This is a genomic window from Phenylobacterium sp. (assembly GCF_030651755.1).
Taxonomy (GTDB): Bacteria; Pseudomonadota; Alphaproteobacteria; order Caulobacterales; family Caulobacteraceae; genus Phenylobacterium.
The window spans coordinates 16,643-38,708 of sequence record NZ_JAUSBZ010000144.1 but is presented as its reverse complement, the minus strand read 5'-3'; the positions used below and the strand labels follow the sequence as shown (position 1 = coordinate 38,708).

The 22,066-nt window shown below is 67.5% G+C and carries 23 protein-coding genes; 9 read left to right on the top strand and 14 right to left on the bottom strand.

Annotation, left to right across the window (positions count from 1 at the left end):
* Positions 1 to 17: 17 nt before the first annotated feature.
* A complete protein-coding gene (locus tag Q7V15_RS13735; protein WP_304756275.1) occupies positions 18 to 1,100 on the bottom strand; it encodes a hypothetical protein in 1,083 nt (360 codons plus the stop codon).
* A 187-nt stretch (positions 1,101 to 1,287) separates the two neighbouring features.
* Between Q7V15_RS13735 and Q7V15_RS13730 the strand changes: the two genes are divergently transcribed.
* The 5 genes from Q7V15_RS13730 to Q7V15_RS13710 all read left to right on the top strand — a co-directional run bounded on the left by Q7V15_RS13730 (position 1,288) and on the right by Q7V15_RS13710 (position 5,686).
* Entirely contained in the window at positions 1,288 to 2,562 is a 1,275-nt protein-coding gene (locus Q7V15_RS13730; RefSeq protein ID WP_304756274.1) for a cytochrome P450, read from the top strand.
* Between the two features lie 2 nt (positions 2,563 to 2,564).
* Entirely contained in the window at positions 2,565 to 3,593 is a 1,029-nt protein-coding gene (locus Q7V15_RS13725; protein ID WP_304756273.1) for a phosphotransferase family protein, read from the top strand.
* Positions 3,590 to 4,036, top strand: coding sequence for a hypothetical protein (locus Q7V15_RS13720; RefSeq protein ID WP_304756272.1), 447 nt, complete (start codon positions 3,590 to 3,592; stop codon positions 4,034 to 4,036). The genes Q7V15_RS13725 and Q7V15_RS13720 overlap by 4 nt, the downstream gene beginning before the upstream one ends.
* A 95-nt stretch (positions 4,037 to 4,131) precedes the next feature.
* A complete protein-coding gene (locus Q7V15_RS13715; protein ID WP_293316211.1) occupies positions 4,132 to 4,539 on the top strand; it encodes a Zn-ribbon domain-containing OB-fold protein in 408 nt (135 codons plus the stop codon).
* 10 nt (positions 4,540 to 4,549) lie between these two features.
* The gene (locus Q7V15_RS13710) at positions 4,550 to 5,686 is read left to right on the top strand and encodes a hypothetical protein (RefSeq protein WP_304756271.1); all 1,137 of its coding nucleotides are present in this window, start codon (positions 4,550 to 4,552) and stop codon (positions 5,684 to 5,686) included.
* A 53-nt stretch (positions 5,687 to 5,739) separates the two neighbouring features.
* Here the strand turns inward: Q7V15_RS13710 and Q7V15_RS13705 are convergent, their stop codons facing one another.
* From Q7V15_RS13705 to Q7V15_RS13650, 12 genes are read right to left on the bottom strand one after another with little or no spacing between them, the layout of a single operon-like run.
* Positions 5,740 to 6,219 (bottom strand): hypothetical protein, encoded by a 480-nt coding sequence (locus Q7V15_RS13705; protein ID WP_304756270.1) that lies wholly within the window; start codon positions 6,217 to 6,219, stop codon positions 5,740 to 5,742.
* Complete coding sequence (locus Q7V15_RS13700) at positions 6,216 to 6,812, bottom strand: response regulator (protein ID WP_304756269.1); 597 nt, start codon at positions 6,810 to 6,812, stop codon at positions 6,216 to 6,218. Before Q7V15_RS13700 ends, Q7V15_RS13705 begins: the two co-directional genes overlap by 4 nt.
* Positions 6,813 to 6,823: 11 nt before the next feature.
* Complete coding sequence (locus tag Q7V15_RS13695; protein WP_304756268.1) at positions 6,824 to 7,204, bottom strand: hypothetical protein; 381 nt, start codon at positions 7,202 to 7,204, stop codon at positions 6,824 to 6,826.
* The gene (locus tag Q7V15_RS13690) at positions 7,204 to 7,761 is read right to left on the bottom strand and encodes a chemotaxis protein CheD (RefSeq protein WP_304756267.1); all 558 of its coding nucleotides are present in this window, start codon (positions 7,759 to 7,761) and stop codon (positions 7,204 to 7,206) included. The genes Q7V15_RS13695 and Q7V15_RS13690 overlap by 1 nt, the downstream gene beginning before the upstream one ends.
* The gene (locus Q7V15_RS13685; protein ID WP_304756266.1) at positions 7,758 to 8,147 is read right to left on the bottom strand and encodes a response regulator; all 390 of its coding nucleotides are present in this window, start codon (positions 8,145 to 8,147) and stop codon (positions 7,758 to 7,760) included. Before Q7V15_RS13685 ends, Q7V15_RS13690 begins: the two co-directional genes overlap by 4 nt.
* A complete protein-coding gene (locus Q7V15_RS13680; protein WP_304756265.1) occupies positions 8,147 to 9,184 on the bottom strand; it encodes a chemotaxis response regulator protein-glutamate methylesterase in 1,038 nt (345 codons plus the stop codon). Before Q7V15_RS13680 ends, Q7V15_RS13685 begins: the two co-directional genes overlap by 1 nt.
* Positions 9,181 to 10,071 (bottom strand): protein-glutamate O-methyltransferase CheR, encoded by an 891-nt coding sequence (locus Q7V15_RS13675; protein ID WP_304756264.1) that lies wholly within the window; start codon positions 10,069 to 10,071, stop codon positions 9,181 to 9,183. Before Q7V15_RS13675 ends, Q7V15_RS13680 begins: the two co-directional genes overlap by 4 nt.
* A complete protein-coding gene (locus Q7V15_RS13670; protein WP_304756263.1) occupies positions 10,068 to 10,535 on the bottom strand; it encodes a chemotaxis protein CheW in 468 nt (155 codons plus the stop codon). The genes Q7V15_RS13675 and Q7V15_RS13670 overlap by 4 nt, the downstream gene beginning before the upstream one ends.
* Positions 10,536 to 10,537: 2 nt before the next feature.
* Positions 10,538 to 12,910: a chemotaxis protein CheA gene (locus Q7V15_RS13665; protein WP_304756262.1), complete on the bottom strand. Its 2,373-nt coding sequence runs from the start codon at positions 12,908 to 12,910 to the stop codon at positions 10,538 to 10,540.
* A gap of 47 nt (positions 12,911 to 12,957) precedes the next feature.
* The gene (locus tag Q7V15_RS13660) at positions 12,958 to 13,323 is read right to left on the bottom strand and encodes a response regulator (RefSeq protein WP_304756261.1); all 366 of its coding nucleotides are present in this window, start codon (positions 13,321 to 13,323) and stop codon (positions 12,958 to 12,960) included.
* The gene (locus Q7V15_RS13655; protein WP_304756260.1) at positions 13,320 to 13,619 is read right to left on the bottom strand and encodes an STAS domain-containing protein; all 300 of its coding nucleotides are present in this window, start codon (positions 13,617 to 13,619) and stop codon (positions 13,320 to 13,322) included. The genes Q7V15_RS13660 and Q7V15_RS13655 overlap by 4 nt, the downstream gene beginning before the upstream one ends.
* Before the next feature lie 45 nt (positions 13,620 to 13,664).
* Positions 13,665 to 15,638 (bottom strand): methyl-accepting chemotaxis protein, encoded by a 1,974-nt coding sequence (locus Q7V15_RS13650; protein WP_304756259.1) that lies wholly within the window; start codon positions 15,636 to 15,638, stop codon positions 13,665 to 13,667.
* A gap of 92 nt (positions 15,639 to 15,730) precedes the next feature.
* On the opposite strand from Q7V15_RS13650, the gene Q7V15_RS13645 reads away from it, so the two are divergent.
* Positions 15,731 to 16,186, top strand: a complete 456-nt coding sequence (locus Q7V15_RS13645; RefSeq protein ID WP_370689819.1) for a PleD family two-component system response regulator — start codon at positions 15,731 to 15,733, stop codon at positions 16,184 to 16,186.
* Positions 16,183 to 16,659 (top strand): hypothetical protein, encoded by a 477-nt coding sequence (locus Q7V15_RS13640; protein ID WP_304756258.1) that lies wholly within the window; start codon positions 16,183 to 16,185, stop codon positions 16,657 to 16,659. The genes Q7V15_RS13645 and Q7V15_RS13640 overlap by 4 nt, the downstream gene beginning before the upstream one ends.
* 25 nt (positions 16,660 to 16,684) lie before the next feature.
* Here Q7V15_RS13640 and Q7V15_RS13635 read toward each other — a convergent pair whose 3' ends face one another.
* Positions 16,685 to 17,146, bottom strand: a complete 462-nt coding sequence (locus Q7V15_RS13635) for an Lrp/AsnC ligand binding domain-containing protein (RefSeq protein ID WP_304756257.1) — start codon at positions 17,144 to 17,146, stop codon at positions 16,685 to 16,687.
* A 105-nt stretch (positions 17,147 to 17,251) separates the two neighbouring features.
* On the opposite strand from Q7V15_RS13635, the gene putA reads away from it, so the two are divergent.
* Positions 17,252 to 20,329: a bifunctional proline dehydrogenase/L-glutamate gamma-semialdehyde dehydrogenase PutA gene (putA, locus tag Q7V15_RS13630; protein WP_304756256.1), complete on the top strand. Its 3,078-nt coding sequence runs from the start codon at positions 17,252 to 17,254 to the stop codon at positions 20,327 to 20,329.
* 151 nt (positions 20,330 to 20,480) lie between these two features.
* Positions 20,481 to 22,049, top strand: a complete 1,569-nt coding sequence (locus Q7V15_RS13625) for an FAD-dependent oxidoreductase (RefSeq protein ID WP_304756255.1) — start codon at positions 20,481 to 20,483, stop codon at positions 22,047 to 22,049.
* Positions 22,050 to 22,066: the final 17 nt, after the last annotated feature.

Sequence of the window (22,066 nt, the reverse complement as noted above, 5' to 3'; positions counted from 1 at the left end):
GGCAAGTCCCGCGGGGCTCAGCCGAGACCGTAGGGCTTGTAGGGGCCGGCGATCAGCTGCTCGAACACCCCCATGCCCGACTGCTCGGTCCCGTCGGGCTCGATCAGGGTCACCCGGGACAGGGCCTGGATGTGGACATGCTCAGGCGCCCCCATGTCGGCGGCGGCCAGGTCGATGTCTTCGCGCTCGACCACCAGCTCACCCTTGTAGGCGCCGTGTCGCCAGGCGCCGGAATAGCCGATTCCGCGCATCAAAAAGGTCAAAAATGGCGCGAAATGCACCCTTTTGAGCCCCCCCTCAGAGGGGATTTCCAGCACCCCGCCCCGGGCGTGCCGCGTGCCGGGAACCAGTTCCACCTCCGTCATCCGCGCCGCTGAGGTGTGAAACCCGCTCCCCTGCGGCGCCCCGTCCGGCAGGATCACCGCCCGGGTGTTCCAGGCGCTCCCGTCCGGATCGGCGTTGACGTGGAAGAAGACGCTGCGGTCGGCGAAGTTCAACGGGGTCCACTGCCAGAAAAAGCCGCTCATGGTCATGGGGACCGGCGGCTGGGGATCAGGCGCCCCCACCGGCCGGATGCCCCAGGAGCGGTCGCGGGAGCCCACGGTTCCCGCCGGCAGGTCCTGACGATAGCCGTCCACCTCGATCCAGCCGGCGCAGCGGACGTTCTGGGTCAGGCGGGTATAGTCCATGAAGGCCCGCGGGCCGATGCGGCGGGTGAAGCGCGGCTCCTCGATGGGGAAGGCGCGGCCGCTGAAGGTGATCTCGGCGGCCAGGCCCTCGCCGTCCTTCACCGTCACCTTCAGGGTCTGCAGCGGCTCGACCACGGTGATGGAGATGGGCCCGACCTGAAGATCCAGCCGTTCGGAATGCAGGACCTTCGAGGCGTGCACACAGTGCTGCACCCCGTCGCGGATGACGCTGAAATGGGCGTCGGCGATGTTCAGGTGCGGATAGACCCCGAAGGCGATGGCGAAATAGGTGGCCCCGTCAGGGCTGTAGCCGTTGAAAAAATAGCGGTCGTAGAAGTTCCGGTCGGTCCCCGCATGGGCCACCGGCTCCGGCGTCTGGTGGATGGGAAAGTCGTCGGCCTTGGTCAGCATGGGCGGTTCCTCCGGACGCAATTTCTACAGCGGTTTGATTGTCGGTATTGCGACGTCGCCTGTGCTGGCAGTATCAATTGTTCAAGTAGAACAAGGCAAGGGAGGCGTCGGCGTCCTAACGTTACGGAACGAAATTGCTGCCCTTGGGTAAGCATTCCGCAGCGTAAGGGGTCCCGCAGGAGCGATCATGACTGAGTCAAACGTGCGCATACCGCAAGAACATGCGCAAACTCTGGTGGACCCCAAGGCCTATGCCGATGGGCGCATACACGAAACCTATGCCTGGCTGCGGGCCAATAACGCGTTCGGACGGGCCGAGCCGGAGGGCTACGAGCCCTTCTGGGTCGCCACGCGCCACGCCGACATCCTGGAGATCAGCCGGCAGAATGCGCTCTTCCTGAACGGCGCCAAGTCGCCGACCATCGTCAATCAGGAAACCGACGCCAAGATCCGCGAGATGACCGGTGGCAGCCCGCACCTGCTGCGCACCCTCATCCACATGGACGAGCCCGATCACCACAAATACCGCGCCCTGACCCAGGCCTGGTTCATGCCGCAGAACCTGCGGTCCATGGAGGATCGCATCCGCGGGGTGGCCAAGGCGGCCGTGGAGCAGATGGCCGCCACCGGGGGCAGTTGCGACTTCGTCCGCGAAGTGGCCCTGCATTATCCCCTTCGGGTGGTCATGGAGATCATGGGCGTGCCCCGCGAAGACGAGCCGCGGATGCTGATGCTGACCCAGGAGCTGTTCGGCGCCGCCGATCCGGAACTGGCCCGCAAGGAAGAGGTCGATCCAGGCGCGAAGCTGACCCCGGGCGTCATCACCGACTTCTTCGAGTATTTCCGCAAGCTGTCGGCCGACCGTCGGGCCAATCCGACGGACGACCTGTCCAGCGTGATCGCCAACAGCATGATCGATGGCCAGCCGATCTCCGAGTTCGAGGCGATGAGCTACTACATCATCGTCGCCACCGCCGGCCACGACACCACATCCTCCTCCACCGGCGGCGCGATCTGGGGCCTGGCGGAAAATCCGGGGGAGCTGGCCAAGCTGAAAGCCGATCCGTCCCTGATCGCGGGCCTGGTGGATGAATCCATCCGCTGGACCACCCCGGTGAAGACCTTCATGCGCACCGTGGCCGAACCCACCGAAATCGGCGGCCGGGCCCTGGCGGCCCAGGACTGGCTGATGCTCTGCTATGCCTCGGGCAACCGCGACGAGGCGGTGTTCGACGATCCCCAGGCCTTCCGGGTGGACCGCAAGCCCAACAAGCATCTGGCCTTCGGCTATGGCGCCCATCTGTGCCTGGGCCAGCACCTGGCCAAGATGGAGATGCGGATCCTCTGGGAGGAGCTCATTCCGCGCCTGGAGTCCCTGGAACTGGCCGGCGAACCGCAGATGTCCCAGGCGGTGTTCGTCAACGGGCCCAAGACCCTGCCCATCCGCTTCAAGATGAGCTGAGCATGGAGGAGCCTGAGCTCGTCCAGCGCCTGGGCGCCTACGCCGCGGCGAGGATGCCGCAGGCGCAGGGCGTGGCGGTCACCGAGATCGCCCGCATCACCGGCGGCGCCTCGCGCCAGACCTATCGCTTCACCCTGGTCTGGACCGAGGGCGGGGAGACCCGGCGACGGGGGCTGATCCTGCGACGCGATCCGGCCGACAGCCTGATCGACACCGAGCGACGGGTGGAGTTCGAGGCCTATCGCGCCTTCCATGGCACCGAGGTGCCAGTGCCCGAAATGCTCTGGCTGGAGGAGGGGGACACCGCGCTTGGCAGCCCCTTCTTCGTGGCCGAGGAGATCGCCGGCTTCCAGGCCGGGACCGGCCCCCTGTGGACGACGCCCTATCTGGACAGCCTGCCGGCGCTGGGGCGGCGCAAGTGGACGATCCTGGGCCAGATCGCCCGGGCCGATCCCGCAGCGCTCGGCCTGGCGGCGGTTCTGCCCGCCACCCAGGCCGACAGCGTCTGGCTTCGCGAACTCGACCATTGGGAAGGGGTGCTGGACGCCGACGAGACCGAGCCCCTGCCGGTGATCCGGGCGGCCGTTCGCTGGCTGCGGGCCAACCCGCCGCCGCCGGCCCAGAAGGTGGCGGTGGTGCATGGCGACTACCGCACCGGCAACTTCCTCTATGACACCGAAGGCCAGATCCACGGCGTCCTCGACTGGGAAATGTGCCATCTGGGCGACCCGCTGGAGGACCTGGGCTGGAGCTTCAATCCCGTCTGGTCCTTCGGTCGCGGGCATCCCGGCGGGCTCCTGCCCCGGGATGAGGCGATCGCCGCCTGGGAGGCCGCCAGCGGCCTCACCGCCGCGCCGGAAGCCCTGAAATGGTGGGAGCTGTTCGCCTGCGTGAAGGGCCAGGCCATCTGGGTGTCCAGCGCCAAGACCTGGCTGGACGGGGCCAATCGCGATCCGATCCTGGTCTATCCGGCCTGGGCGCTGATCGACGCCCAGGACCGGGCCGCGCTGAAAGTGATGGGACACCTATGACCCCTGCCGTCTCCCAGGTGCTGGCCGATCTGGCCGGCCGCGTGGCCCGCAACGCCGCGCCCAATATCCCGGCCGCCGAACGGGCCGGGGAGCTTGGTCTCTCGGCGCTCCTGCTGGGTCTAGCCGCCGAGATGTGGGACGGGGCGGCCGAGATCCTGGCCCGTGAAAACGCTGACCTCCGGGCCCTCCTGGGGGCGGGGGCCAAGGTCTGGGATGAGGATTCCCGCCGCCGCTGGCTGCACGCCCTCGCCGAGGGACGGGACGAAAGCCTGCGGCTCAGCGCGCTGCAAAGCGCCAATGGCGAGCTGAAGGTGGCCCTGATCGCCCTGCACGCCGAGCTGGAGCGCAGGGACGATCCCGCCGCCAAGGCCCTGGAGTCTGAGGTCTGGCGGGCCCTGGTCGCGGCCAGCGACCGGCGACGTCTTTCGGGCTCTCCGGTCTAAGCCGGTCGACAAGCGCCTCGCACTCGTCTTTTCTGGCGCCCGCTCGGCCGGAACAGGTCGGGATTTTTGAAAACATTTTTGAGGGATGGAGACGTATGCCGCCTCGCATTTTGCCGGAGCCGACTCCGGAGACCCAGCATTTCTGGGACGGGACCCGCAACGGGGAGCTTCTGCTCCAGCGTTGCAAGGAGACCGGTGAAGCCTATTTCCCCCCGCGCCCCTTCGCGCCCAAGACCGGCTCGCGCAATGTCGAGGTCTTCAAGGCCAGCGGTCGCGCCACCCTCTATTCCTACGTGATCAACCATCGCCCCCGCCCGGACATGGGGACCGAGCCCTACGCCATCGCCGTGGTGCAGCTTGAGGAAGGCCCGCGGATGATGACCAACATCGTCGGCTGCCCCCAGACGCCTGAGGCCCTGGTGCTCGACATGCCGCTGGAGGTCGTCTTCGAGAAGATGAGCGACACCATCACGCTGCCGTTCTTCCAGCCGGCCAAGGGGTAAGGCGACCATGATGCAGAAATCTGTTGCGGTCGTAGGCGCCGCTGAGACCACCAAGATGGGCAAGATTCCGGACGTGTCCGTGATCGGCCTGCACGCTGACGCGGCGCTCAACGCCCTGGCCGACGCCGGCCTGAAGCCCACCGACATCGACGGCGTGGCCTGCGCCGGCATCTCGCCGGTGGAGCTCGCCCAGTATCTGGGGATTACGCCCACCTATGCCGACGGCACCAGCGTCGGCGGCTGCTCGTTCATGCTGCATGTCCGCCATGCGGCCGCGGCCATCAATGCGGGCCTGTGCACCACCGTCCTGATCACCCACGGCGAGTCCGGCCGTTCGCGGGTCGGCGCCGGCGGCTTTGGCCGGGCGCCGTCCAGCCTGATGGGGCAGTTCGAAATGCCCTATGGGGTCACGGCCCCGCCGACCATGTTCACCATCCCGGTGCTTCGCTACATGAAGACCTATGGGGTGACCGAGGAAGACCTGGCCAATGTGGCGGTGATCCAGCGGGAGTGGGCGGCCAAGAACCCGCGCGCCTCCTATCGTGACCCGATCACCATCGATGATGTCCTCAACTCCGACATGATCGCCTGGCCGTTCCGCAAGCTGATGTGCTGCCTGGTCACCGACGGCGGCGGCGCGCTGATCCTGACCAGCGCCGAGCGGGCCAAGGACTTCCCGCAGAAGCCGGTCTATGTGCTGGGCACGGGCGAGAGCGTGGAAACCCCCCTGGTCAGCCAGATGGAGGACTTCACCACCTCCAAGGCCTTCCGCGTCTCGGGCAAGAAGGCCTTTGACGAGGCCGGCATCAGCCACGGCGATGTGGATCACCTGATGATCTATGACGCCTTCGCCCACCTGCCGCTCTATGGGCTGGAAGACCTCGGCTTCTGCAAGCCGGGCGAGGCCAAGGACTTCATCAATGGCCGCAACACCGCCATCGGCGGCAAGCTGCCGCTGAACACCAATGGCGGCGGGCTCTCCTACATGCACTCAGGCATGTACGGCATGTACGCCCTGCAGGAGAGCGTGCGCCAGATGCGCGGCATTGCGCCGGCCCAGGTGGACGGCGCGAAGATCAGCGTCTGTCACGGGGTCGGCGGCATGTTCGCCGCCTCGGGCACGGTGATCTTCACCAACGAGGCCTGATCGGCCGCAGGTTTGTCGCCGGGGGCCTGAGGGCTTCCGGCGACAACTCGTGCTCAGGCAGCCGGCGCTTCGGCCTCGCCGTCACCGATGCTCAGATGTTCGGTCAGGCTCCAGAGGCCTTCGACCATGGCGTTCAGACCCTCGCGGTCCGCCTCGGCGGTGTTCCAGATCAGCCGCATGCCGTTCACATGGATCTTGATCGGCGCCCAGTCCGCCGCGCCCCGGGTGCGGAGCTTGTCGGCCAGTTCGCAGAGGCTGTAGGCGGCGCGGCACAGCTGCTTGTCATCGAACAGCCCGGCGATATCGAGCACGGTGGTCGACAGGTCATAGACCGAATCCATCGGCGCGGACTTGTCCTGGCAGAGCCATTCCAGGGTCTCCAGGGCTTCGCCGATAGCCTCATAGGACTTGCCCTGCTGGGCGGCCAGCTCACGGGCGGCGCGCGAGCCGGCCATCCCGGCGGTCATGCCCCCCGGCTCGCTCACATGGTTGGCCAGGCGGTTGCGGACCTTGAAGATCTCGGCGTCGCTCATAGGGCGGCCCTTTGCGGCTTCAGCAGGTTGTCGATCTCGTCCTGGTCCATGTTCGGATCCTTGGCTATCCCGACGTGGGCCGACAGATCGTCCTTACGGCGGCCCTTGACGCCGAGCGGCGGCCCTACGTTCCGGAAGCGGCGGTCGGGGCCCACATAGGAGTCGCTGCGGACCATGGAGCGTTCATCCTTCGCCACCCAGTAAATCCGCTGCAGCAGGACTTCGGGTGTGAAGGGTTTAGAGACGATGAAATTGGCGCCGCAGTCGCGGCTGCTTTCGATGGTCGAGCGCGCCGCGTGGCCGGTCAGCATGATCACAGGGGCGAAGCGCGCCTCCTCAGGACCTTCCCGCCGCAGCCAGCGGACGAAGCTGTAGCCGTCCATGTCGGGCATGACCGTGTCGCAGACGATCAGGTCGATCTCGCGGCTACGCAGCACCGCCTGGGCGTCGGCGGCCGAGCCGCACTTCACCTGCCGGTGGACGCCAAAGCCGCGGAAGATGGAGGCGAGCACTTCCAGGGCCTGTTCATTGTCATCGATGAGCAGGACATTGGAGCGTGCCAGGTTCAGCCGGACATCGGGGTGGAGGCTCACGGCGGCCCCCCTTAGAACAGGTCGAGATCGCCGGACGCGCCGTCTGGCGTCGGCGGGATCTGACTGGCGTTGTAGAGCACGCCGCGAAGCCGGCCGGCGAGCTCACTGAGCGGCACCAGGGCCAAGACCGCATCGGGATCGACCGACCGGGCGGTGGTCAACTGCTCCGACATGCCGCGCATGAACACCGCCACGGCGGACAGGTGCTGGGTCAGGACGTCGAGGGTCTGGGCCTCGCTCAGCGCCAGCTCCCGGGGTTCGCCCTCCACGGCGGCGGCGAGACGGGTGACCAGCTCCTCCAGCCGGGCGCACAGGTCGCCGGCGTGGTCCATCTCCGCGGCCAGGGCGGACAGAAGCGGCGGCGCAAGGACGGCGACCTGGCCGGGACGCATCAGAATAGCTCCACCGCGCCGTCGTCGACGACCACGGGGGCGGGCTTGGGGACCTCTTTCAGGTTGGTCAGTTCATGGGTGTCGGTCACGGTCTTCTGCTGGGCTCGGCCCGTGGTGGGCCAGAACTGGATGCGCCGGGCGCCAAAGCCCCCGAGGCTGGTGCCCATGACCGGAATGCCTTCATCCCGCATGAAACGTTCGGCGAAGGCGATATTGGAGGCGCCCACGTCCGACAGACCGCTGAACATGCGCGCGCCGCCGAACAGCTTGGCCTGCAGGCGTTCCCGACGGGCGCCCAGGCGCAACAGTTCGTTGATCAAGAGCTCCATGGCGAAGGCGCCATAGCGGCGGCCCTCGTTGGCGCCCTCGGCCTTACCTTCCGGCAGCAGGAAGTGGTTCATGCCGCCGACGCCCCGTTCGGGATCCCATAGGCACACGGCCACGCAGCTCCCCAGAATGGTGGTCAGGGTGACCTCCGGGTCGTCGGTGACATAGTGCTCGCCCTGGACCACATGGATCCGCCGGCCCGCCCGATTCGAGATGTTCTCAACGATCATTCAAGGGGCCCGAAAACGGCTTCGATCTTTTCCTTCAGGATCTGCGTCGTGAAGGGTTTGACCAGATAATTGTTCACGCCGAACTGCACCGCCCGCTGCACAAGCTCGCGGTCGGCGCGGCCGGTCAGCATGATGACGGCGGTCTTCGAAATCGGACCGTGGGCGCGGATGGCCCGCAGCAGCCCCAGCCCGTCGAGCTTGGGCATGTTGAAGTCGGTGATCACCAGATTGGCCGGCTGGGCCAGCAGGGCGCGCAAGGCGTCCTCGCCATCGGCCGCCTCCCGGGTCTGGGTGATCCCAAGGGCGTTCAGGCTGGTGCGGATCAGCGAGCGCATGGACTGCTGATCATCGGCGATCAAGGTCTTGATGGCTCCGGGGGCGGGCATCAGGCGCTCCTCTGCGGCTCAGTCGCCGCGCATAGACCAAGGATTGCCGCGCTCATGCGAGCAAGCGGCGACTGCTTTTCCACCGCTCCGATCTCGTGGGCGGCGCGGGGCATGCCATAGACGACGCAACTGGCCTCGTCCTGTCCCAGGGTGCGGCCGCCGGCCTGGCGAAGGCTCAGGAGGCCCTGGGCGCCGTCCCGTCCCATGCCGGTGAGGATCACCCCCAGGGCCGGACGGTTCAGGCGCGCGACAGACTCAAACAATACGTCCACCGATGGGCGATGGCCATTCACCGCCTCGTCCTGGCGAAGGCGGCAGGTGGGGTGGGTCGTGCCGGTGACTTCCAGATGCGCGATCCCACCCGGCGCCAGATAGACATGACCGGGCGCCAGGCGGGCGCCGTCCCAGGCCTCGGCCACCTTGGCGCCGGAAATCCGGTCCAGGCGCTCGGCGAAGCTCTTGGTGAAGGTGGCCGGCATGTGCTGGGTGATGACGGTCGGCGGGCAGGTGGCCGGGAAGCCGGAGAGGATGGTCATCAAGGCCTCCACCCCGCCCGTGGACGAGCCGATCGCCACGATGATGTCCTCAGCCCGGTAGGAACGGTTTTCCTCGGCGCGGACGACAGGGCCGGCGAAGGGGCGAACCCGGGCCCGGGCGGCGGCCTTCACCTTATCGGCGAGGTCGGCGAAGGCTTCCGACGCCGTGTTTCCGGCGCCAGGCTTGCCGACGCAATCGACGGCGCCGAGCTCCATGGCCGACAGGGTGGCGTCGGCGCCGGCCTGGGTCAGGGTGGACACCATCACCACCGGCATGGGCCGCAGGCGCATGATCTTCTCGAGGAAGTCCAGGCCGCTCATATGCGGCATCTCGACATCGAGGGTGATCACGTCGGGGTTCAGGCGCTTGATGGCCTCGCGCGCTTCCAGGGGATCATTGGCGAACCCCAGGACCTCGATCTCGGGATCCTGACGCAGGGTCGCGGCGATCAGACTGCGCATGGTGGCCGAGTCATCGACGATGAGGACGCGAACAGTCATGGCTTGGCCCTCAGACGATAGGTGGTCAGGCCGGCGGTCTCCAGGGTCGAAACGGCCGGGCCGGTGACGCGCTCCGAGTGGCCGATATAGAGGGTGCCGCCAGGGTTCATGGCTGGCACGAAACGGCTCCAGATGCGCTCCTGGGTGGGTTCGTCGAAATAGATCACCACGTTGCGGCAGAAGATGGTGTCGAACCGGCCGCGCATGGGCCAGTCGCCAATGAGATTCAGTTCACGGAACGCCACCAGGTTGCGCAGTTCGGGCGAGACCGACCAGATGCGCCCGTCTGGCGCGGAGACCTTCTCGAACCAGCGGCGGCGCAGCTCCAGGGGTACGGGAGAAACGGCGTCTTCGCGGTAACAGCCGGCCTTGCCCTCGGCCACCATGTTGGGGTCGATGTCGGTGGCCAGGATCTTCACGTCCAGCTTGGCGGCCTCGGGCAGGACCGACAGCAGGGTGATGGCCATGGAATAGGGTTCCTGGCCGTTGGAGCAGGCGGCCGACCACATGCGCACACGACCGCCAGCCCGGGCGCGGGCGGCGAGCTCGGGCATCACCTGGTCGCGCAGGTGGTCGAAATGGTGCGGCTCGCGGAAGAAGCGCGTCACATTGGTGGTCAGGGCGGCCATCATCGCCTGGCGCTCGTCCAGGGCCTCGGCGTCCTCCACCAGGGCGCAGTATTCCCGGAAGTTCCGCAGGCCGAGGGTGCGCAGACGCTTGGCCAGGCGCGAATAGACCAGGGCGGCCTTGCCTTCGTTGAGGGCGATGCCGGCGTGGGAATGCAGGATCTGGGCGATCTTGCGGAAATCCTCAGCTGTCAGCAGGAACTCGCCGTCAACCAGACCCTCATTCTTTGCGCCGCGCCGGGAGTCGGGGGTCTGCGTCATGCCGCCTCTGCTTCGGTCTCGGGCAGGACGCGATCGAGGGCGATGAGGCTGACCATACGGCCGTCCAGGGCGAACAGACCCTTGACGAAGGTCTTCACCTGGTCGCTGGCGACGTCAGGGGTCGGTTGCACCAGGTCGTCGCTCATATTGATGATGTCGGAGACCGCATCCACCAGCAGGCCGATGGTCCGCTCACCGATATGGACCACCATGATGACATGGCGGGCGGTGGGCTCTGAGGTGTCCAGACCCAGGCGGGCGCCCAGGTCGATGATCGGCAGGACCGCGCCGCGCAGGTTGATCACGCCCTTCACGAAGGACGGGGTGCGGGGCAGGGGGGTGGCCGGCGCCCAGCCGCGGATCTCTCGCACCGACATGATGTCGACGCAGAACTCCTGGTCGCCGATTCGGAAGGCGATCAGTTCGCGCCGCTGAGCGACGCCTTGGGTCACGGTGTCAGTCATGGTCAACCCGCCATTCGCTTCTCGATACGTGGCGCCTTTCGGCGCGAGGTCGTCACCAGGGCGTCCACGTCCAGGATCAGGGCGACGCGGCCATCCCCCAGGATGGTCGCCGCGGCGACCCCGTGGATATGCTGGTAGTTGGCTTCCAGGCTCTTGATCACCACCTGGCGCTGGCCCTGGATGGCCTCGACCAGCAGGGCGGCCTTACCGCCCCCTTCGCTTTCCACCAGCACGGCCACCCCGGAGGCGGGCGGCAGCGGCGTATCCCGGAAGCCGAGGGCGACGCCCACATCGATCAGCGGCACGAAGGTGTCGCGGATGCAGATGACCGCATCGCGTCCGCCGATCAGGTGAACATCCTCGGCCCGCGGGGTCAGGCTCTCGACGATGTTGGAGAGCGGCGCCACCAGAGTCTGGTCAGCGGCCGAAACCACCATGCCGTCAAGGACGGCCAGGGTCAGCGGCAGGCTCATGGAGAATTTCGAGCCCTTGCCGGGCTCAGACGTGATGGAGATCCGTCCGCCAAGCGCCTGAATGGAGCGCTTGACCACGTCCATGCCCACGCCGCGACCGGAAATGTCCGAGACCACGTCAGCGGTGGAGAAGCCGGGCAGGAAGATCAGGTTGTCGATCTCGTCGTCGGACAGGACCGCATCCTCGGCGATCAGGCCCTTGGTCACGGCGATGCCGCGGACCCGCGGGCGATTGATCCCGCGGCCGTCATCCTGGACCTCGATGACGATGCGTCCGCCCCGGTGCAGGGCGGCCAAGCGGACCGTGCCTTCGACGCCCTTGCCGCCGGCCTCCCGCTCCTCGGGCGTCTCCAGCCCGTGGTCGATGGCGTTGCGCAGCATATGGGTGATGGGATCGGACAGGCGCTCGATGACGGTCTTGTCGACCTCGGTGTTCTCGCCGTCCATGACCAGGCGGACCTTCTTGCCCACCAGATCGGCCACTTCACGCACCAGGCGCGGCATCCGCTGGAAGACCGACTTCACCGGCTGGGCGCGGATGGCCATGACGCTGTCCTGGATCTCCCGGGTCAGCAGCTCCAGGTCTTCCAGGCCAAGGGCCACGTCGGAGGAGCGGGCCAGACCGCTCTCAAAGACCCGCTGAGACAACATGGCCTGTTGGATGACCAGTTCGCCGACCGCGTTGATCAGCCGGTCGACTCGGTCGAGATCAACCCGGATCGTCGGGGTGGCGGCGGTCGGGGCGCCGGCGCTGGCGCGGGCCTCGGTCTTCACATCGACCTTGGGGGCGGCCGGGGGGGCCGCCTGAGCGTGGTCCTGGGAGGCCTTCTCGGCCAGGGCGATAAGGCCGGCCACATCCAGTTTGGCGGGATCAGGGGCGTTTGTCTCGGCGGGCGCCGTCTTCGCAGGTTCGGGAGAGGGCGGGGCCGCATCGGCTGGGGCGGCCTCGGACGGGGGCTGAACCCGGGCCAGGAGGGCGTCGAGATCCAGCGGCGCCGCGGCGGCGGCCTCGACGGCGCTGGCCGAGGCGTCGCTGTCGTCGTCAATAGCCAGGTCGGGAGCGGAGGCGTCAGCGGCTTCGCCGTCGCGGACGACGCTCAGCTCGCAGTCATCCTCAACAAATTCAAAGGCTTCGCGGATGTCGGCTTCACTCCTGTCGCCCGCCAGCCGGATCGTCCAGCAGAGATAGGCCTGTTCGGCCGAGAGCTGGTCCAGGGGCGGCACGGCCGAAGCATCCAGGCTGACCTCGATCTCGCCCAGCCGCGAGAGCTCGCGCAGGACCAGAGCGGCCTCATTGGCCTTGGCGTACATGTCGGCCTTGGGCCGGAAGGTGACGACCCAGGTGGGGTTGGTCGCCGGTTCGGGATCGGAGGCGGCCGCCATCAGGGCGGCGACATCCACCTCTGGGGCGTCGCTGGCCGGTTCGTCGAGGCTGAGCACGATCGGCACGAAGCCGAAGTCCTCGTCGGCGGGGGCGCTGGCGTTGTCGTCGTGCAGACCCAGTTCGGCGGCGCGATCCTGATCGATGAGCGCTTGAAGGTCGGCGATCATGCCGACAGTCCGGCCTTCGTCGACCCCCCCGCCGCTGCGGGCGGCGGCCACATGGTCGGCCAGGACGTCGGAGGCGCGCAGCAGGACCTTGGCGACCTCGTCCGTCAGGTGCAGCCGGCCCGAGCGCATCTCATCCAGGACCGTCTCGAAGACGTGGGCGAAGCGGATCAGCTCCTCGAGCCCAAAGGCCCCGGCGCCGCCCTTGACGGAATGCACCGCCCGGAAGACCGCATTGATGGTCTCCGAATCGTCGTCGCCCTGTTCCATGGCCAGAAGCCCCGACTCCATGTCGGTGAGCAGCTCCTCGCACTCCTGGAAGAAGGTCGCCTTGATACTCTCGAATGGATCCACGGGGTGCTCCGGACTCAGGTCAGCTTAGGTCGCAGGCGAAGGCCGCCTCAGGCGGCGACGCGGCGGATGGCGTCCACAAGCTTGGTCGGGTTGAAGGGCTTGACGATCCAGCCGGTGGCTCCGGCGGCCCGGGCGCGTTCCTTCTTGGTGGCGTCGCTCTCGGTGGTGAGGACGAGGATCGGGGTGGCCCGGTGGGCCGGATCGGCGCGGACGCCTTCGATGACGCCGAAACCATCCATGCGGGGCATGTTGATGTCGGTGATGACCACGTCGGCCCCTTCGGCGCGAAGCACCTCAAGGCCCTCAATGCCGTCAACGGCCTGGATGACCCGGTAGCCGGCCTGGACCAGGGCCATGTTGAGCATTTCGCGCATGGTCCGGGAATCGTCGATGGTCAGGACAGTTTTGTTCACAGGTGTGCCCCCTCGGGTTCAAAGTTGATCTGCGGTCCGCCGAAGGCGGCCAGTTGTTCAAGGAAACCGTCAGAGGCCTGCTCAACGCGCAGCGGCAGTCCGTCCTCCGCCCAGGTCATTCGCGCCGACAGCAGGACCTGCAGGCAAAGTCCGCCAATCCGGCTGACCTGGGACGCGTCCACTTGCAGCGGCCGCCCGCGCAGAGCCATGAGCTCTGCGCGCAACGGTTCGGCGGCTTGCAGGTCGAGCACCGGACAGAGGCTAACCTCAGCGATGTTGGCGTCTGCGTCCGTCATCCGACTTTCCCCCCAGACTTGTTGGTTTAGTTAAGAGCGAAATTCTTAAAACTCTTCCCACCCTTCGGCGTCGGTGGTGGGCTCGGGCCGGCGGGCTGCGCCGCCGTCGCGAGAGGTGGTTTTCATCTGGGGAACGTGCCGGTTGGCGAAGCTCTCGCTTCGGGCGGAACGCGCCGGGGCTTGCGCGGGAGCCCGCGACGGGGCCGCTGAGGCTTCGGCCGTCGCGCCGATTTTGAAGCGTCCGACGCTCTGCGACAGGCTCTCGGCCTCCGTGGCCAGGGAATGGCTGGCCGCGGTGGTTTCTTCGACCATGGCCGCGTTCTGCTGGGTGACCCGGTCCATCTCGTTAACCGCGGTGTTCACCTGATGCAGGCCGGTGGCCTGTTCCTGGGCGCTGGCGGCGATCTCGGAGACGAGGCTGTCGATCTCGGCGACCTGGGACACGATCCTTTGCAGGGCCTCGCCGGTCTGGCCGACCAGGCCGACGCCCTGGGCCACCTGCTGGGAGGAGGCGCTGATCAGGGACTTGATCTCCTTGGCGGCGTCCGCCGAGCGCTGGGCGAGCGCCCGGACTTCGGAGGCGACGACCGCGAAGCCACGGCCGGCATCGCCGGCGCGGGCGGCCTCGACCCCGGCGTTCAGGGCCAGAAGGTTGGTCTGGAAGGCGATTTCGTCGATCACGCCGATGATCTGGGTGATCTTTTCCGAAGACTTCTCGATTTCGCTCATGGCCTGGACGGCGTCGCCGACCACGTGGCCGGTCTTCTCGGCGTCCCCGCGGGAGGTGGCGACCACGGCGGAGGCCTGCTTGGCGCCGTCGGCGGACTTGCGCACAGTGGCGGTGATCTCGTCCAGGGCTGCGGCGGTTTCTTCCAGGCTGGCGGCCTGTTGCTCGGTGCGACGCGACAGGTCATCGGCGGCCTGACTGATCTCGCCGGCGCCCGAGCGCATGGCCCGGACATTGACGGCGACGATCGACATGGCTTCCTGCAGCTGGGCGATGGCGGCGTTGAAGTCGTCGCGCAGCTTCACATAGTCGCCGGGGAAGGGCTCGGCGATCCGGAAGGTCAGGTCGCCCTGGGCCAGATGATCAAGGCCTGCGGCCAGGCCAGCGACGACCTTGGCCTGTTCCTGAGCAGTGGCGGCGCGATCGGCCTCGTTGCGGGCGCGCTCGGCCTCGGCCACGCGGCGCTGTTCGTCCGTCTGGCTTTCCAGGCGGGCCTTCTCGATCGCGGCTTCCTTGAAGACCTGAACGGCCTCGGCCATTTCGCCGACCTCGTCCTTGCGGCCGCGGGCTGGGACCTCAACCGAGGAGTCGCCCTCGGCCAGGCGGCGCATGACGGTGGTCATGCTGTTGATCGGGCTGGCGATCATCTTGGTCAGCATCCAGCCGAGCAGGGCGGCCGCCAGGGCGGCGAGGACGAGGGCCGAAGAGACCATGATCGTCGTGTTGCGATTGATGCTCGTCAGTCGATCATTGGCCGAGGCGACGAGCGCCGCCTCGTACTCCGTGATCGCCTCCATCGGCCCCTCAACCTTGTCCATCAGCTCGTCGGCCAAGCCTGACTGGCCGACCATGTTGGCGGCGTCCGAATAGGTGAGGGGATTCATCGCCAGTTCAGCGCCGGTTTCGACGATCTGGACGAACCACTCATCGCCGGCTTTCAGGGCCTGGTCGATCTCCGCAACCGTCTCAGGTTGGTCGGCGACCTCGACGCGAAGCTCAGCCATCACCTTCTTGAAGTTGGCGCGATGGCTCTCGGCTCGCTCAATATAGTAGGGGTCCAGGGAGATCAGGAATCCCCGGAAGCTGTTTTCCTGTCTGGCCAGGAAAAACTCCGCGCGACTGACGCTGTCGAGGGCCAGCTTGCTCTTGGTGAGGTCTTCGCGCGCATTGGTGAGCTGCCCGAGGTTGTAGAAGGTGATGGCGCCCGTGGCGCAGATCACCAGAACCATCAGGGCGAAGCCCGCGGCGAGTTTGCGAGAGATTTTCCAGTCGTTAAACGACACGTCAGCCATCCCAGTCTTCAGTCGCGCCGCCTGCGGCGGGGCGAGAGATTGCGGCCCGCAACGCCGGCCTCGGGGCAAAGACCCTGCACCGTTGCCATACGGTGGCCGAGGCCCAGGACGTGGTGAAACGCAACTCCATCGATCTGATCATCGCCGACGCCCTGTCGCCGGCTGGCGAGGGCTATGAGTTCGTTTCCTGGCTTCGCCGGGACGGGGGAGACCCCAACGGCTTCACCCCAGTCGTGGTCACGGCCGCGCACACTCCGGTATCGATGGTGCAGAAGGCCCGCGACTGCGGCGCGCACTACATCGTCAAGAAGCCGCTGACTCCGGTGGTGATGCTGGAGCGCATCCTCTGGATCGCCCGGGAAAGCCGGCCGTTCATCGAATGTGACGCCTATGTCGGTCCAGACCGACGACACAAGAATGAGGGGCCGCCCGACGGCGTCCCCCGTCGGCGGGATGACCTGCCGGCGGAGGTCGGAGTCGCCCAAGAGCCGAACATGAGCCAGGACCAGGTCGACAATCTGTTTTCCACCCGAAAGGTGACCCTGTGAGCTCGGTCCGAATTCATCGCCCGAAATACGCCCTGGCCACCATGTTGCGAAAGCCTGGCGGGACCACCGTGGCCCAGGCCGTGGAGCAGGCTGAAACCAATCTCGAAGGCTTGCAGGAGGCGGGCCTGCTGCAACTCGACAGCGGGCTGGCGGCGGTGGAGGCAGTGTTCGTGCGCTATGGCGAGGCCTTTGACCGCGCGCTGATCACCGAACACTACGCGCTCGCGGTGAAGCTGATCGGCCTGCCCAGCCTGTGCGGTTTCGACGCCCTGGAGAACGCCGCCCACAGCCTCTGTGACCTGTTGGACCGTCTCGGCGCCACGGGCCGATGGGACCGGGACGGGGTGCAGGTTCACATCCGCGCCCTACGTCTCCTGCGGAACCTGCCGGCCGGGACCGACGATGTCGCCGAGCCGGTGCTGGATGGCCTGCGGCGGGTGCGCGAGCGACACGCGATCCAATCGTCCAACTGAGGGCCGGTCGCTCCAACTTCTGACTCTAGAGGGGCAGGCGCACCGTGTTCTTGACCTCCTCCAGCACCGCATAGGTGCGGGTTTCCCGGACGCCGGGCATCTGAACCAGCACCTCCCCCAGGAAGCTGCGATAGTCGGCCATGTCGGCGACCCGGGCCTTGATCAGATAGTCGAACCCGCCCGCCACCATGTGACACTCCATGATTTCCGGAGCAGCGCGGGCGGCGGCGGCGAACTCGGCGAACAGGTCGCCGGTTGTGCGATCGAGCTGGACCTCGACAAAGATCAACAGAGCGCGATCAATCGCCTTGGGGTCCAGCAGGGCGGCATAGCCTTGGATGACGCCGGAGTCCTTCAGTCGCCGGACGCGTTCATGACAGGCGGCCGGCGACAGATTGCATCGGTTGGCCAGGGCCTGATTGGTGATCCGCCCGTCGGCCTGCAGAAGCCGGAGTATCCGCAGGTCTGTCTCATCAATCTTCGTCATATGGGTGCTCTGAGCAAGATTTCTTCCAGCAGCATCTTAATGTTGCGAAGCACATTCGGCGATAGGGGCGATACATCGGCTTGGCGGGTCTGAGCGGAGGTGGCGATGAACTGGGACGAGCTGGACGTCGGCAAGTATGAGGACGAGGCGCATGCCGTCCGCGCCCTGCTGGCGAAGCGCCCCTTGGGCCCCGTCGAACAGCGGCGTGCGCGCGTCGCGGCCGAGGGCCTGGTGCGGGTCGCCCGGCGCAAGGCCGACCGCCAAGGGGTGGTGGAAAGCTTCCTGCAGGAGTTCAGCCTGGGCACCCGGGAAGGTCTGGCGCTGATGTGCCTGGCCGAGGCTCTCCTGCGGACCCCTGACGATGACAGTCGCGACAAGCTGATCGCCGAACGCATCGGGACCGCCGACTGGGCGGCCCATCTGGGACAGTCCGACAGCTTGTTCGTCAACGCCTCCACCTGGGGGCTGATGCTGACCGGGCGGCTGGTGGAGGTGGATGACGAGGCCCGCCGCGACCTGGGCGGTTTTCTCCGGCGTCTCACGGGACGCCTCGGCGAGCCGGTGATCCGGGCTGCGGTGGCCCAGGCGGTCCGCATCATGGGCGAACAGTTCGTTCTCGGACGAAATATCGAGGCGGCTCTGAAGCGGGCCTTCGCCGAGGGCTATCTCTGCTCCTTCGACATGCTGGGCGAAGGCGCCCGCACCGCCGCTGACGCCGCGCGCTATGAGGCGGCCTATGCAGGAGCCATCGAGGTTGTCGGACGGGCGAATGAGGGCGGCGAGCCGGAGACCGGGCACGGGATTTCCGTCAAGCTCTCGGCCCTCTCGCCCCGCTATGAAGCCACCCAGGCCCCCCGGGTCTGGAGCGAGCTCTACCCCCGGCTAAGGCGGCTCGCCCTGCTCGCCGCCCATCACAACTTGAACCTGACCCTCGACGCCGAGGAGGCTGACCGGCTTGTCCTGTCGCTGAAGCTGCTGGACCGGCTGGCGCGGGAGCCGGAGCTGGGTGACTGGCAGGGTCTGGGCCTGGCGGTCCAGGCCTATCAGAAGCGCGCGCCTGAGGTGATCGCCGCCCTGGCGGACTTGGCCCAGGATAGCGGCCGGCGCCTGATGGTCCGGCTGGTCAAGGGCGCCTATTGGGACACTGAGATCAAGCGCGCCCAGGTGAATGGGCGGCCGGACTATCCGGTCTATTCCACCAAGGCGGCCACAGACCTGTCCTACCTCGTCTGCGCCAAGGCCCTCATTGCGGCGGCGCCGCACCTCTACGCCCAGTTCGCCACCCACAACGCCCATTCCCTGGCGGCGGTGCGGAATATGGCGGCCGACGCCGGGGTGGCGATCGAGTTCCAGCGTCTGCACGGCATGGGCGAAGCGCTGTACGCAGCCGCGCAGGCTGAGGCGCCCCTGCGCCTGCGGGCCTATGCGCCGGTGGGCGGTCATGAGGACCTGCTGCCCTATCTGGTGCGCCGGCTGCTGGAGAACGGCGCCAACACCTCCTTCGTCCACGCCCTGCTGGACGACCGCGTGCCGGTGGAAAAGGTGGTGGCCGATCCCCTGGAGCAGATTGCTGAAGGCGGGCCAGGGCGGCACCCGAAGATACCGGCGCCCAAGGACATTTATGGCTCTACACGGATCAACTCGCAGGGGTCCGATCTGAGCATCGCCGCCACCGCTGGTCGACTGGCCGCCGCGGCGCGGGATTTGGCGCCCATGGCCGCCGGTCCTGTGGTGGCCGGGCGCCTGACAGGATCGACGGGGATTGCGACCTACAGTCCTGCGGCAAGAACCCATCTGGTCGGCCATGTGGGCCAGGCGACGAACGCCGACATCGACGCCGCCTTCGCCGCGGCGCGAAAGGCTCAGCCGGCGTGGGACGCCCTTGGCGGCGCCGGCCGCGCCCGGGTTTTGCGGGCCATGGGCGAGGCCCTGGAGCGCGAAAGCGACCAGCTGATCGCCCTTTGCGCCTGTGAGGCGGGCAAGACCCTGGCCGACGGCATCGCCGAGGTCCGCGAGGCGGTCGATTTCTGCCGCTACTACGCCCACCTGGCCGAGAGCCGCTTTGGCGCGCCGGAGATTCTTGCCGGTCCGGTGGGGGAGACCAACACCCTGGCCCTGCATGGCCGGGGTGTCTTCGTCGCCATCAGTCCCTGGAACTTTCCGCTGGCGATCTTCACCGGCCAGATCTGCGCGGCCCTGGCGGCCGGAAATGCGGTGCTGGCCAAGCCCGCCGAGCAGACCCCGCTGACCGCCACGGCGGCTGTGCGCCTGTTCTATGGCGCCGGCTTGCCCCCGGAACTGCTGTCCCTGCTGCCGGGCCCGGGCGGCGAAGTGGGGGCGGCCCTCGTCGCCCATCCCGAGTGCGACGGCGTCGCCTTCACAGGCGGGACGGAGACCGCCTGGGCGATCAACCGCGCCCTGGCCGAACGGCAGGGTCCCATTCTGCCCTTCATCGCCGAGACGGGCGGGCTGAATGGCATGTTCGTCGACACCACCGCCCTGCGCGAGCAGGTGATCGACGATGTCATCCTCTCGGCCTTCGGTTCTGCGGGCCAGCGGTGCTCGGCCCTGCGGATCCTGTTTCTGCCGGCTGAGACGGCTGAGGGGCTGATCGAGGGCCTGATCGGGGCGATGGACGCGCTGGTCATTGGCGACCCCGCTGATCCGGCCACCGATGTCGGTCCGGTCATCGACGCGGCGGCCCGCGAGGCCCTGGAGGCCCATGCCGAGCGGTTGGACAGGGAGGCCAAGATCCTCCATCGCCTGGCGGCGCCCGCCGGTGGAACCTTCTTTGGCCCTGTGCTGGCCGAGATCCCGCGACCAGGCTTCCTGCAGCGGGAGGTCTTCGGCCCGATCCTGCACGTGGTCCGCTACGAGGCGGGCCAGCTGGAGGACATGGCCAGGGCGCTGGGGGGGCTGGGCTATGGGCTGACGCTCGGGGTCCACTCGCGGCTGGACGGGTTCGCCCGGCGGGTGCGCGAGCTGGTCCCGGCCGGCAACGCCTATGTGAACCGTGGCATGACCGGCGCAGTGGTGGGGGTGCAGCCCTTTGGCGGCGAGGGCCTGTCGGGAACCGGTCCCAAGGCGGGGGGCCCCAACGCCCTGTCGCGCTATGCCGTGGAGCGGGCGATGAGCGTCAACATCGCCGCCCAGGGGGGCGATCCGGCCCTGCTGAACCTCTAGGCGCTGCGGAAAATCCGGGCGCAGGACAGGGCGCGACGCCTCTAATCCGCGCGGACCCCGGGGAGGTTCGCCCGAGAGCTTCAGCACGCCTTGTCAGGGCAGGCGTCGAAGGCCGCTCTTGGCCCAGCAGGTTGCTGGGGGTTTGAGTCTCATGGGTGTCAGTCGGCGTCTCTTTCTGCATCGTCTGGGGGCGGTCGGGGGATTGGGGGCCGCCTATGGCGCCATGACGGCGCTCGGCCTGAACGCGGCGGTCGCCGCCATCCCGCCCGCCCTGCCGCCGCAGCTAGGCCAGGGGCGCAAGGTGGTGATCCTGGGCGCCGGGATTGCGGGTCTGGTCTGCGCCTACGAGCTGGAGCGCGCCGGTTTCGAGGTCACGGTGCTGGAGGGGCGCGATCGGCTGGGGGGCCGCAACTGGACCTTGCGCGGGGGCGACAAGGTGGAGATGGTCGGCGAGGCCGACCAGACAGTCACCTTTGAAAAAGACGTCTATCTCAACGCCGGACCGGCCCGGATTCCCAGCCACCATGAGGGCCTGCTGGCCTATTGTCGCAAGCTCGGGGTGCCCCTGGAGGTCGAGATCAATGTCAGCCGCAGCGCCTATATCTGGGGAGACGGCGTGCATGGGGGCAAGCCGATCCAGATGCGCCAGGGGATCAATGACACCCGTGGCCATGTCTCCGAACTCCTGGCCAAGGCCATCAACAAGGGCGCCCTCGATGGGGAGCTGACCCTGGAGGACAAGGAAAGGCTGCTGCCCTTCCTGCGCGCCTACGGGGACCTGTCGGAGGATATGAGTTTCCAGGGCACCGAGCGTTCGGGGTTCGCCCAGGCGCCGGGCGCGGCCGATCAGTTTGGCCAAAGGCGTGCGCCTGTGCCCCTGCGCGACCTGCTGGCCAATCCTCAGATCCGCGCCACGGTGTTCGAAGACAATATCAACATGCAGGCGACCATGTTCCAGCCGACCGGCGGCATGGACCAGATCGTGACCGGTTTTGAGCGGGCGATCTCCAGCCCGGTGATCCGCAACGCCAAGGTGACCCGCATCGCCCGGTCCGGGCGCGGGGTGGAGGTGGCCTACCAGCAGGCCGGCGGCCGCCGGACGGTCAGCGCCGACTATACGGTCATCACCATTCCTCTGGCGATCCTGACCGGGATCGAGAATGAGTTCAGCCCCGTGGTGAAGACCGCCGTCGGCAGCGTCCCCAACGCCTTCTCCAACAAAATTGGCTTCGAAGCCCCGCGTTTCTGGGAGAAATCGCAGATCTATGGGGGGATTTCCTGGGTCGGCGGCGACACGTCCCTGATCTGGTACCCCAGCAATGGCCTGCACACCGAGCGGGGCATGCTGCTGGCCTGTTACGGATCAGGCCCCCGGGCGGAGGGATTCGCCGCCCTGCCCCTTGACGTCCAGATCGCCGCGGCGCGGGCCGCCGTCGGCCGGGTTCATCCGGGCCACGAGGGTGAATTGACCAAGCCGGTGGTGGTCAACTGGAGCAAGATTCCTTTCAGCGAGGGGCCTTGGCCCAACTGGGAAGGCCATGGGGGCCAGGAAGGAAGCATGGACACGCCGGCCTATCGGCTGTTGAATCAGCCCGATGGTCCCTTCCACTTCGCAGGGGCTCATCTCAGCCAGATGCCCGGCTGGCAGGAGGGGGCCGTGCTTTCGGCCCACAGGACGATCAAAGCCCTGGCCGCCCAGGTCCAGGCCGCCGCATCCTAGCCGCGCCCTGTTCACAC

What these genes read in the sequence shown, in the direction of transcription:
- Q7V15_RS13705 (WP_304756270.1), bottom strand. Translation starts at nt 6,219, where the DNA reads ATGAGCGACGCCGAGATCTTCAAGGTCCGCAACCGCCTGGCCAACCAT.
- Q7V15_RS13655 (WP_304756260.1), bottom strand. Translation starts at nt 13,619, where the DNA reads ATGACGGACGCAGACGCCAACATCGCTGAGGTTAGCCTCTGTCCGGTG.
- Q7V15_RS13680 (WP_304756265.1), bottom strand. Translation starts at nt 9,184, where the DNA reads ATGACTGTTCGCGTCCTCATCGTCGATGACTCGGCCACCATGCGCAGT.
- Q7V15_RS13725 (WP_304756273.1), top strand. Translation starts at nt 2,565, where the DNA reads ATGGAGGAGCCTGAGCTCGTCCAGCGCCTGGGCGCCTACGCCGCGGCG.
- Q7V15_RS13625 (WP_304756255.1), top strand. Translation starts at nt 20,481, where the DNA reads ATGGGTGTCAGTCGGCGTCTCTTTCTGCATCGTCTGGGGGCGGTCGGG.
- Q7V15_RS13720 (WP_304756272.1), top strand. Translation starts at nt 3,590, where the DNA reads ATGACCCCTGCCGTCTCCCAGGTGCTGGCCGATCTGGCCGGCCGCGTG.
- Q7V15_RS13675 (WP_304756264.1), bottom strand. Translation starts at nt 10,071, where the DNA reads ATGACGCAGACCCCCGACTCCCGGCGCGGCGCAAAGAATGAGGGTCTG.
- putA (WP_304756256.1), top strand. Translation starts at nt 17,252, where the DNA reads ATGAACTGGGACGAGCTGGACGTCGGCAAGTATGAGGACGAGGCGCAT.
- Q7V15_RS13635 (WP_304756257.1), bottom strand. Translation starts at nt 17,146, where the DNA reads ATGACGAAGATTGATGAGACAGACCTGCGGATACTCCGGCTTCTGCAG.
- Q7V15_RS13730 (WP_304756274.1), top strand. Translation starts at nt 1,288, where the DNA reads ATGACTGAGTCAAACGTGCGCATACCGCAAGAACATGCGCAAACTCTG.
- Q7V15_RS13695 (WP_304756268.1), bottom strand. Translation starts at nt 7,204, where the DNA reads ATGCGTCCCGGCCAGGTCGCCGTCCTTGCGCCGCCGCTTCTGTCCGCC.
- Q7V15_RS13685 (WP_304756266.1), bottom strand. Translation starts at nt 8,147, where the DNA reads ATGCCCGCCCCCGGAGCCATCAAGACCTTGATCGCCGATGATCAGCAG.
- Q7V15_RS13650 (WP_304756259.1), bottom strand. Translation starts at nt 15,638, where the DNA reads ATGGCTGACGTGTCGTTTAACGACTGGAAAATCTCTCGCAAACTCGCC.
- Q7V15_RS13735 (WP_304756275.1), bottom strand. Translation starts at nt 1,100, where the DNA reads ATGCTGACCAAGGCCGACGACTTTCCCATCCACCAGACGCCGGAGCCG.
- Q7V15_RS13715 (WP_293316211.1), top strand. Translation starts at nt 4,132, where the DNA reads ATGCCGCCTCGCATTTTGCCGGAGCCGACTCCGGAGACCCAGCATTTC.
- Q7V15_RS13670 (WP_304756263.1), bottom strand. Translation starts at nt 10,535, where the DNA reads ATGACTGACACCGTGACCCAAGGCGTCGCTCAGCGGCGCGAACTGATC.
- Q7V15_RS13690 (WP_304756267.1), bottom strand. Translation starts at nt 7,761, where the DNA reads ATGATCGTTGAGAACATCTCGAATCGGGCGGGCCGGCGGATCCATGTG.
- Q7V15_RS13710 (WP_304756271.1), top strand. Translation starts at nt 4,550, where the DNA reads ATGCAGAAATCTGTTGCGGTCGTAGGCGCCGCTGAGACCACCAAGATG.